Consider the following 10,663-nt stretch of genomic DNA (forward strand, 5'->3'; position numbering starts at 1 on the left):
ATGCCAAAACCTACGCCGTTGTGAATTGCTTTCAAATTAGTATCTTCCTTAGGGAATCACAGCTACTTCGACTCAAACACTTTGTTTAGGTTGTTGTGAATTGCTTTCAAATTAGTATCTTCCTTAGGGAATCACAGCTTAAGCACGGCGTGGCAGTTGGATATCACAGTTGTGAATTGCTTTCAAATTAGTATCTTCCTTAGGGAATCACAGCAATGACGCCCTTTTGAACAACAATCCTGCTGTTGTGAATTGCTTTCAAATTAGTATCTTCCTTAGGGAATCACAGCCCTTTTCGGAAATTACATGTTTGAAGGCGAGTTGTGAATTGCTTTCAAATTAGTATCTTCCTTAGGGAATCACAGCATACCCCACGTTAAGTGGCTGGTATGCTGTTTTTTAAGGACTTTTTTAGAAATTAAAAAAATGATTGATTTAATGAAATTTATATTCAGATCTGGCAGGTTTTAAAAACCTGCCAGATCTTCCCTACTTTCCCCACTCAAAATAATTCCAATTGCTGAGTTGGTGGTTCTGTTTCCTGCTTACTTGTTCCGAAAAATATTTCCATCATCCCAAACTGTTTATCAGTAATTGCCATGATACCAACTTTCCCTTTTGGAGGAAGATTTTTCTTAGTCCGCTTTATATGGACATCGGCATTTTCACGACTGGCGCAAAATCGCATGTAAATCGAAAACTGAAACATTGCAAAACCATCGTCCAGCAGTTTTTTCCGGAAAGAAGTGGCTACTTTTCTATCCTTGCGGGTTTCTGTTGGTAGGTCAAAAAAAACTAATACCCACAAACTCCTGTATTGATTAAGTCGCGAGAAATATTTTTCATCCATATTCGGGGTATATGATTTTTCTGCTGATCCCAGCAAAGCATTCAAACAATGAAGCTGTAGTCCTAGAAGCTGCAACCATCAAAGGACTCTTTTGACCATCTATTTTCACATCCAATGCAGGAATATTAAGCAACTCTTTCTTAAGATCTGTATTGAGTTCGGAATAATCATCTTGGTTTTCCACAATATGCGACACCACCAAATCCACATAAGGCCTATAAGGCTCCATAATATCATCCGCAAGGCAATACGCATTGTATTTATTTCTGTGCCAAATACCTACTCCAGGTAACATTCCTGAAGATACCAAAGCTCGTGCAATAACTGCCCTCAAAATTGCGTATCCATAATTGAGCAAGTTGTTAGGAGGTATTCCCACTTGTCCCCTATTGAAATCAGGTACATCAAACAATTCCTGCCAATAGATTGCTGCAGCTTGGGCTTCATGGTTGCCCGCATCACCTGAAGTCACATTTTTATATAAATATTCCATGCGTTTGGATTCCTTTCCCTTCTCCTTCAACAAAGCATATTGGTTTCGGATCTTGGAAGTGACGGTTTGTTGCCAAAGGTTTTTCTTAAGTGGTTGGGATGCTTCCAACTGATACCTCACCCGCTCCGTCTGTTCTGTATGTCCCTGCATGGGGAGCAACAAGCCTTCGGGAAGATGTTGAGCATTGCAGGATACTATAGCCACTTTCCTGTCGGTAAGCTTCGCTAGCAAGCCATTGGTAATGGTAATCTGCTGGTTTTCCAGCACAATCATACCCAAATCCTCTATTGGGACTGTCTTATCAGCCTTGTCAGCCTCAGGGAAAGAAATATGCAGCTGCTCATTTTTAGTACTGAGATAAGCAGGGTTACCGAAGAAAAGGGTTCTTTTGATCATGATTGGTAGGTTTTGGTAGAAGTAAACTTTTCCAAAGTTTTGGAACTTTGGAAAAGTTTAGCCTTTACCCTATTTAAGTTCTTTATTCATCAGCCATTCTTTTTTCATTTCCATCATATTTTTCACATGCTCCCAGCCATCAAAGAAATTATTATAATAAGTTCTCTCTAGATTTGAAGGTTTTTCGGGATTCTGATAAGCATGCCAACTTGACCATTTCCAGTTTGCGTGATCTTTGACAAAACCATGCTTAACTGGATTAAGGTGGATATACAAGAAAGTCTCCTGCCATTGTCTTTCGTCGAGAATGGGAGTTCTTTTAAAATGTTCGACAAAAAGGCTTCCTCTTCTTTCGAATCTTTTGTTAAAAGCTTTAGAGTAAGAATTAAAAAAATCGCTAAAAGCTTTGGTGACAGGATTTTTCGAGGCATGACCGAGCTTGGTAGGAGAAAGACCTGCCAGGTTTTCAAAACCTGGCAGGTCTAAACCTGACTTTACACAGACAAGCAAATGAAAATGATTTGGCATCAGACAAAAGGCATAGGTATCTACTTTCTCCCCCAAGTACTTAGCATACTGCTGTAAGAAAAAACGATAATTTTCCTCTTCACGGAAGATATTCTCCGTTCCGTTAGCATGGTTGTAGATATGGTAAGATTGTTCTGGTTCCATTAAGTATTAGTTTTTGGATATTAACTTCTCTACATTCCAAAATAATAGTTTTCCCCTTCATGGAAGTGATTCTCTATTTTGTTGGCATTCTCGTAAATCTGGTAATATGGACCTAGTTTAATTTTAATTTGTAGCTACTTTATTTTACCAATCCTATTCACTTTAATTTTTATGCAAGTCTCTTTAATCATTGTTCCATCAATTCCTCTTTCTGATTTATTTAAAGTGGAAAACTCACATTTATTGACAATGCTAATGGAAACATCTTGCCTTATAAAAAAACACTGAGTTCCAGAAGAACTTACCATTTTATAAATTCTATCAACTTGGCCTTTTGAAAGATTATTAAAATCAATAGTATTTATGTTTTCTTCAAGTTCAGGTACATACACCAATTCATTTGGAGATAAATGGAGCAAGAGTGTATCGCCTTTTTCATTTAAGAGTGGTACTGGACGTTGGCCTTGTTTAAGTCTTTCCATTACTATATTAAATGGAATTGTTTCATAACTTCTCTTTCCTTCCTCGTTCACATAAATAGCAAAGAACAAATTGGTTCCTTTAGCTGCTTCTACAAACTTGGCTTTTTTGTTCCCTTTATGTCCTATTTGGAACTTATTTCCTTTTGGTTCATAAGTTCTCACTTTATAAATAGGTTGATGGAATTTACCTTTATTTAAGATTACAATGTTTCTGTTCATTTCATCAATACCCTCAGGGGTAAATGCTAGCGTTTCAGGATCAATAATTTGACCTTTATCATTTTTGATACCTCTATAATTTTCAAGATGATTTAGAAGGATAGTCTGAATTCCAGTATCTGTGATAGATTGAATTTTTTTCTCTGAAAAAGATGTATCTAAGGAAACTCTAGATGCAGCCAGATCCTTTTCAAAAAAATAAATATCTACTTTGGATACATCTTTTCCTTCAAATTGATATTCTCTGTCTTTGAAAAATTTAATAAGAAGTTTATTATCATAATTCAGGTTTTTGAGTTCAATTATTTTTTTCTTAAGCTTCTTATTCAGAAGGGCATTGTGATTATCCAAAGCCAACCTTAAAGCAACGGTTTTAACTTTTCTAAGCTCAATCAAGCCTGATACAGTATCCTTATGTATTGGCTTTCTGATAGCCCAAGCATCACCTTTAACTTGTGTGGTCTGAGCCTTTATTGGATTGCCACTCTTATCTTTTCTTAACTTACCTTCTTCATCAAAATAACTTTTGTATTTATTTGAGGTTCTGTTGATAACCCTAAGGTTTTGTTTGAAGCTTACAACAACTTTTTCCAAATGTTCTTTTGTTTCAATTGTGAAAGATTCCCAAGGTTTGTGAAAAACCCATTCAAAATTTTCAGTTGAATCAGAGTTAGTCTTTTTGTAGCATAACTTATGCTTTAAATCAAATCTCCGTTTCATTTTTTCATCCTTTCCTTTATATCTTTTACCCAATGCATGCTCATTGTTCAAATAATTAGAATGATCTATTGTCGCACAAGCAATAACAAGGGCATCCAAAGCATGGTGTCTATGATCAATCCTCTTTTTTTGAAATCCCCTTGCATACTCAATTGGAATAGTCGGTAAGAATTTCTGATGATTTTTATTCCATGCAGTGAAGGCTGTACTTGCCGAAATTTGATTCATCCTTTCAAACCTCGGAAGGATTAAGTCATTCCAAATATCATTCAAACCCCAATCATGTTTGAGCTCATTGGTGATTTTTCCATTTCCCGGAATAATATGCTTCGAATTAAACCCAGAGTCATTTTGATTAGACCTTACAATATTTGATAAAATAGAGGTGATATATTTACTTATGTATCTCGTATCATTCAATTGCCTTTCAACCATTTTTTCCGGCAATTCATCCATCAATAACTTCCTTTTCTTAGCAGGGTTTTTTGAATAATTTTCTTGGACAAAAGATTTAAATGCGTTTTCAGAAAAAATCTCAACTTCTTCTCCCATACCTAAAGAAACCCTTTGACCATGGAAATTTTTAATAAATTCAAACCCCATCATTTTATCCTTCAGCTTGTTAACAGCTGCTTCACAAATGACTTTATTACTCAAACTATCATCAAAAAACCTCGATTGAGGAATTACATGTTCTATTTCATATGCTGAAGTAAAAAGCCTGTTTAAGGGAATAACTTTACCAGTATATGGTGACATGTATTTCTGTTCCAACCACAATTTGTATCTCTGTAAATCCGCTTTTGATGGCTGCGCCGTTTTACTGATTTTTAAAATTTCATCTGGAATTTCAATATTGGATTTTAAAACACCTTCCTCATAGATTTTGAGGATTTCTTGCTGCATAGGTGAAAATGGCCTTACATTATCAACATCTGGGTCATGTAATAGCTCAGCCAGAAATGCTTTAACCCTAAGATTAGTATTTTCATTCTCTGATATTACTTTTGATAGCCTCTCTCTTTCACTAGCTGGGTTTTTCATATCCCTACCTAGCTCTATATGTATTTCGTCAAAGAAATCCATGTTACCTTTTCCATATTTAACCCATATATCTTTTACCACTCTAAGGGTTTCAACAATCACCTGCTCAACAATTGGATTTCTTAATGAATGTTGTTTGAATTCTTTAATGAAACATTCTAATTCTTCACTTGAATTCCATTTAGTGATTTCTGAAGCTTCAGAATGCCTACCATAAACTAAGTAATTCACAAACCAAACAGGTAGTCCTTGAAAATCTTCAATAGAAGTAAACTCTTTCGAAAGTTCTCTGACTTTATCTTTAATTTCTAGATCAAACTCACCGTTCAATATTTTTTCAATCCGTTCTATTGTTAAAGCTTCAATATTTTTTGAATTCCAATTAGACCCAAACCTCATTAATGGGAGTAATCTTTTTATTGCTTTAAGTGAATATGCTCCATAATCACTTTTGTAGGGAGGTGTCTTCTTAAAGTTCTCTACAAAAGACTCAACATCAAGCCCATTTTTCTTTGAAAATGATTTCAGAGCCTTTTCAAATTCTATCTTATCGGTTACAGAATATATTATATGCCATAGTGATTCTTCAAATTCAACTGTAAAAATCTCTGAGTTATAGTTTTTAACTTTTTCAAGCCTTTTTAGGATTTCATATCTTGTTGGATTGCAAGGATAAACTTTTGACTCTCCTTTCTCCACATCATAAACGTAATTCCATTTATAATTGGAACTTTCTTTATTCAAGTCCTTTCCTTTCAATCCTTCTTTTGAAAGAAAGAAAGTCATTAACCTTTTACAGTCAATTTCTTTTTGGATTATTAAAAAGTTTAAAAGATCCTCAGTTTGATCAAGGTTGCCAAGAAAATTTTCGGTTACATATTTTTCATCTTTTATTCTAATAATCCTTAGATTATTAATCCATTGTAACAATCTAAACTCTTGATATAATGGGTGAGATTTTGAAGCTACCTTCAAAGGAGTCACTTTTTCTAAGCCATCTTCTTTATAAACTCTAGCCTCTAAAGGGCAATTTGATATGGAGGACTTTTGACTTCTTAATGGTCTTTGATAAAATATAATGTCCTCAACCAAAAGGTGAATGATATCCTGATTTAGAAGAAGATTTTGCTGTGAGATATTATTCCTATATAGCTCCCGGATACAGTCCGATAAAATTCCTGGATCTGAAAGTTCGGGATGAAATCGCTTCTGTGATTTTAGAATGACGTTTATTTCCTCTTTATAAAATTTTCTTTCGATAGTTCTGATTAAGTCGCCCTTTATTTTCTGTTTAGGGTTTGTAAGCAGGTTATCATAGATAAATTCTCCAACCGTCTTTTCAGAATCCTTTATTTCTTTTTCAGTCTTTTTCTTTCTAAGTCCCCAATCATCTTCGCTTGGAGCCCGAAAACTTCTTTTTTCATTTCCTTCTTTATCTAATTTCACATTACCATCTTCATCTAGATCTGTTGTCACAATGAAATCTTTCGATTTATCTAACCAATCATCCATTGGGACTTTACTTGACCTACGATAAACCCAACCATTTTCCAAGGTTAATGAATACCATGTTTCCCCTTTCCTATTAGGACTATCATCGTCTTTGATTTCTATTACCCTTAAAGAATAGAATTCTTCCAATTTATTAGGCTTCTCCTCTTCATCTTCACCCCTTAACTGATAATAGCCTCTTTTTTGATTAAAATTTAGTATTAACCAAGCCAACTCTTCTTTTTCTATCTTTTTAGAAAGGGCTTTTTTTCTCAAATAATAAATAGTCCAGTCATACGGGATTTTTTTTCCATCCTCAACAAACTCTGGCTGACTAGATTTAAAATCTGAAAGCATTTCCTCAAACGAATTTTTGAATATGAACTTGTTATCATCATATGCTAATTTTGGCTCTGACTCTCCAATAAACTTCCCTAACTTTTCGTGAAAATCTATTTGTTTAGAAAAATGAATAGGTAAAAAGTTTAATATATTTAATACTCTTAATAGCCTTTCTCTTCTTAGTAAATGTCTTTCTCTGAGCCTTCTAACTCCTCTAAATTTTGTTCTTTCCGCTGTCTGAGATATTGAATTTCCTTTTTCGAATTCTCCCAAAACATCTTGACTCATAGGGATAATTCTAGACCCCATTCCTAAAATCTTACCTTGCTTTTGTTCAAAATCCTGCTCCACCAAAGCCCAACCAATAGAGTTAGTTCCCAAATCCAATCCTAAAATCTTTTTCATATATTTTTATTTTTGAGTTTATCTACTATCTTTGAAATACTAATTTGAAGCAATTCACAATAAGGATTATTCCGTTGTGAAAACATTTAAGAGGGCCTCGATAGATTTTTCTATCGAGGTCGTCTTTTTTATTATAACATAGCAATTTCTTACACGAACTGTTAATAAGATCGGCTAGCTTATATACTTCACAGAAAATAATTTTATCAAAAGTCATTGTTTCTAATTTTATTGAAAAAATTTTCAAGCAATCTTTTCAAATACGAAAATTCATTACCTCAACACTTCAAGATCTCAATTTCTTCTCCTTATTTACCCTTCAATTAATCACATCCCTAAACTAATACTATCTTTTTTCAAAAAAAATACCAACTACAGGGTATTTTTGCTAATTGACATTATTTGGCACGAAAAAATACTGTTAATTTTTAGAATAGTTTAAATTGTATAATTTTCTAAATTTCATAAATCCCAGAAATCCGATAACCTTCCTGATTTCATTTACCCGCTATTTACAAAAAACTGATTATCAATAAAACCAAAAAGGTTTGCAGATTTAAGACATTAATCGTCACAAAAAATGAGGGGTCTTCCTTTTTAATGTTATTTGATTCTAGTTTCCTATATTAGCCAAATGAACCGAAAAACACCTTTTTTCCTATTGATGTTCTTATTTGCGGTGCAAGGTTTTGCTCAAAATACAGAGCCAATAGGAGTCATAGAAACAACTGAAGGCACAATCTACATTCAGTTGTTTGGAGAGACGCCAAAGCACAAAGCGAGTTTTATAGAGCTTGCAACAGAGGGATATTGGGATTCCCTGAGCTTCAATCGAGTGATTCCAAACTTTGTAGCGCAAGCAGGATGCCCAGATACTGAGGAGGGCTTCAATGACCCTGATTATTTGCTTGAACCTGAATTTGTAAAAGGAATCACTCATGTGTATGGGGCAGTCGGAGCTGGCAGAGATGATAACCCAGGAAAATTGTCTGCAAGATGTCAATTCTACATCGTACAAAACAAAAATGGCTTGCATCGTTTGGATGACAATTACACCGTATTTGGACAGGTAATCAAAGGAATGGATGTGGTAGATAAAATTGTCCTGGTAAAAAGAGACTCAAATGATGAACCGCTAACTCCTATTACCTTGTCAGTAAAAATCATCCAAATGACGAAGGCAGAAATCAAAAACATGGCAGAAAATCTCCGATAGTTTTGACAAAATCAAATACTACTGATTAATTTACGTTTAAATTTTATAATTTCAAGGCATGGTTTGGGCATATCCAGAAGGAAATACGATTATATGGTTGGCAATCATTTTTGGTTTGCTATACACAGTTTACTTATATAGGTTTTACCTTATCAACAAAAAACTTGAGGTCAAAAAACACCGGATTTTCATAAAGATGATCCTTCGTCTTGCGTACTTCATTTTGTTTATTGTGGCATTTGCAGGTCCTTCGATAGGAACTTCATTGAAGGAAATCAAAGAGGAAGGCAAAGATATCTTTATCGCTGTGGATTTGTCGCAGTCAATGAATGCAACAGACATTGGACCTTCTAGGCTACAAAGGGTGAAATTTGAGTTAAAAAACCTCACAAAAAGACTTGCAGGGGACAGGATTGGTTTGATTATATTCAGTTCGGAAGCATTTGTGCAATGTCCACTTACTTTTGATCAGAACGTACTTCAGCTTCACATTGATGGTTTGAATACAGGACTGGTACCAAACCAAGGAACAGATATCAATGCTCCTTTACAAATGGCTTTATCCAAATTTCAAAGTGATGAAAGACCAGAAACAAATAGCCGCTCGGTAATTTTGATTTCAGACGGTGAAGATTTTGGAGATAATTTTCGCACAATAATTGATGACCTCAATAATTCGGGAATAAAAATCTTTAGTTTAGGAATTGGAACTTCACAGGGAAGTAGCATTCCTCGAGGTAATTCAGTAATCATGGATCCTGCCACCAATCAACCAGCTATTTCTAGGCTAGAGACTAGCAATCTAAAGTACCTAGCAGCACAGACTGAAGGTGGCTATTTCGAAATCAGCGACGAAGTTCAAGAAACATCAGATTTGATTGCAGCCATAGAAAGACAAGAAGGATCCGTCACTGGTAGCAGAATGGTAGAAGCATCTGCTAATAAGTATTTCTATTTTCTGCTTGCAGCTTTGTGTCTTGCATTAATTGATATGGTTTTGCCATTGCGAACTATCAATCTTTAATTTAATTATCATAAAAATATATGCTGATAATCAGTAGAATAACATTCTTAATTTTATTATTCATCCCAGGTTCTTGGATGGAAATCTCTAAAAAAAATGCTGCCATCAAAGCAGCTGAAAAAAGCTATAGTGAAGCTAAATACGAAAAATCAATAGAGGATCATCTGAAATTAAGTACCGAATTTGGAATCAATAATGCAGCGTCTACTTTTAACTTGGCATTGAGTTACCAATACGCTGAGAAAAATGAAGAAGCTCAACGTACCTTCATGTCTTTACTCAGCTCAGAGAATCAAATGATCGCTTCATTTGCCTCAAACCACAATGGGATGATATTAGCAAACGACAAGAAATATAAAGAAGCACTAGAGGCTTTCAAATACTCCCTGATCAAAGATCCCAACAATGAATCGGCTCGATACAACTATGAACTTTTAGCCAGATGGCTTGAAGAAAATGAAGATCAGCAGGATCAAGATGATGAAGGTGAGGACGAAGAGAATGAAGATGATCAGGAGAAAGATGAACAAGAGCAAGAAGAGCAAGATCAGGAGAAAAAAGACGAAAACAAAAAGAACGGTGAGGGTGAAGAAGAAGCTGATAATGAAGAAGATGTAGATTCTGAGCAAAAAGATGATAAAGAAGGTGAAAAGTCACAGAACGACAAAGATTCACAAGAACCAAGTGAACTCGATAGCGACTTGAGTGAAAGAGAAAAAGCACAAGAGCAGCTTAAAGAGCGATTGAAGGAAATGAACCTTACGCCAGAACAAGCCGCACAAATTCTAGATGCCATGAATGCAGCAGAACTCCGCTATATCCAACAAAACCGTAAAAAACCAACCAAAAAAGCCGAAAGAGGGTTGCCTGAATGGTAGGTTTTGATTTAAGATGTGAGATGTGAGGCGTTAGATTTCAGACAGATGTAAGACACAAGAAGCAAGACTCAAGATAGCCCTGAAAGGGCTTATGATCCAAGCATCGGGTCATGATATGCTTTCTTGCCACTAACCATAATAAATATATCTAAAAGGAGATATACCCAATCTGTTGACTGTTGACGGCCGACTATTGACGATTATCAGCATGATTATCCCTTATTAATTTTCTTACTGGCAAAGTTGTGGATATTCTAATTAACTAAATGCAGGACTTGACATTCAAAACCAAAATCTTACAATTTTGAGTCCACTCCGAAAAGTATTTAAGCTAAAATTACTTGAAAAAGAATGGTTAAAATCCTTGATTTTCTTTCTGTTACATGCTGGTTTATTATATTATAAATAGCTATATTACAGATAGTTAAAGT

General features: G+C 34.9%; 7 protein-coding genes and 1 CRISPR repeat array (1 of these 8 running past the window's edge). Of the genes, 3 read left to right on the plus strand and 4 right to left on the minus strand.

Going from position 1 to position 10,663, the window contains the following annotated elements:
• Positions 1-366: direct repeats of the CRISPR family, unit length 46 nt; unit sequence GTTGTGAATTGCTTTCAAATTAGTATCTTCCTTAGGGAATCACAGC (it extends 4,459 nt beyond the left edge of the window).
• 136 nt (positions 367-502) lie between these two features.
• The 4 genes from cas2 to cas9 form a co-directional block, all read right to left on the minus strand.
• Entirely contained in the window at positions 503-850 is a 348-nt protein-coding gene (gene cas2 / locus MM236_RS09065) for a CRISPR-associated endonuclease Cas2 (RefSeq protein WP_241274647.1), read from the minus strand.
• The gene (gene cas1 / locus MM236_RS09070) at positions 843-1,739 is read right to left on the minus strand and encodes a type II CRISPR-associated endonuclease Cas1 (RefSeq protein ID WP_241274648.1); all 897 of its coding nucleotides are present in this window, start codon (positions 1,737-1,739) and stop codon (positions 843-845) included. The genes cas2 and cas1 overlap by 8 nt, the downstream gene beginning before the upstream one ends.
• A gap of 69 nt (positions 1,740-1,808) precedes the next feature.
• A complete protein-coding gene (locus tag MM236_RS09075) occupies positions 1,809-2,411 on the minus strand; it encodes a transposase (protein WP_241274649.1) in 603 nt (200 codons plus the stop codon).
• 134 nt (positions 2,412-2,545) lie between these two features.
• Positions 2,546-7,114: a type II CRISPR RNA-guided endonuclease Cas9 gene (gene cas9 / locus MM236_RS09080; RefSeq protein WP_241274650.1), complete on the minus strand. Its 4,569-nt coding sequence runs from the start codon at positions 7,112-7,114 to the stop codon at positions 2,546-2,548.
• A gap of 634 nt (positions 7,115-7,748) precedes the next feature.
• On the opposite strand from cas9, the gene MM236_RS09085 reads away from it, so the two are divergent.
• Genes MM236_RS09085 through MM236_RS09095 form a run of 3 tightly spaced genes read left to right on the plus strand, consistent with a single transcriptional unit; the run spans position 7,749 to position 10,232 of the window.
• Entirely contained in the window at positions 7,749-8,330 is a 582-nt protein-coding gene (locus MM236_RS09085) for a peptidylprolyl isomerase (RefSeq protein WP_241274651.1), read from the plus strand.
• Positions 8,331-8,388: 58 nt separating this feature from the next.
• The gene (locus MM236_RS09090) at positions 8,389-9,354 is read left to right on the plus strand and encodes a vWA domain-containing protein (protein ID WP_241274652.1); all 966 of its coding nucleotides are present in this window, start codon (positions 8,389-8,391) and stop codon (positions 9,352-9,354) included.
• 20 nt (positions 9,355-9,374) lie between these two features.
• Positions 9,375-10,232, plus strand: a complete 858-nt coding sequence (locus tag MM236_RS09095; protein ID WP_241274653.1) for a hypothetical protein — start codon at positions 9,375-9,377, stop codon at positions 10,230-10,232.
• The last annotated feature ends 431 nt before the right edge of the window (positions 10,233-10,663 follow it).

This window comes from Belliella calami (assembly GCF_022549695.1).
Lineage (GTDB): Bacteria > Bacteroidota > Bacteroidia > Cytophagales > Cyclobacteriaceae > Belliella > Belliella calami.

Coding starts and splice junctions, on each gene's coding strand:
- cas2 (WP_241274647.1), bottom strand. CDS start 850: ATGGATGAAAAATATTTCTCGCGACTTAATCAATACAGGAGTTTGTGG.
- cas1 (WP_241274648.1), bottom strand. CDS start 1,739: ATGATCAAAAGAACCCTTTTCTTCGGTAACCCTGCTTATCTCAGTACT.
- MM236_RS09075 (WP_241274649.1), bottom strand. CDS start 2,411: ATGGAACCAGAACAATCTTACCATATCTACAACCATGCTAACGGAACG.
- cas9 (WP_241274650.1), bottom strand. CDS start 7,114: ATGAAAAAGATTTTAGGATTGGATTTGGGAACTAACTCTATTGGTTGG.
- MM236_RS09085 (WP_241274651.1), top strand. CDS start 7,749: ATGAACCGAAAAACACCTTTTTTCCTATTGATGTTCTTATTTGCGGTG.
- MM236_RS09090 (WP_241274652.1), top strand. CDS start 8,389: ATGGTTTGGGCATATCCAGAAGGAAATACGATTATATGGTTGGCAATC.
- MM236_RS09095 (WP_241274653.1), top strand. CDS start 9,375: ATGCTGATAATCAGTAGAATAACATTCTTAATTTTATTATTCATCCCA.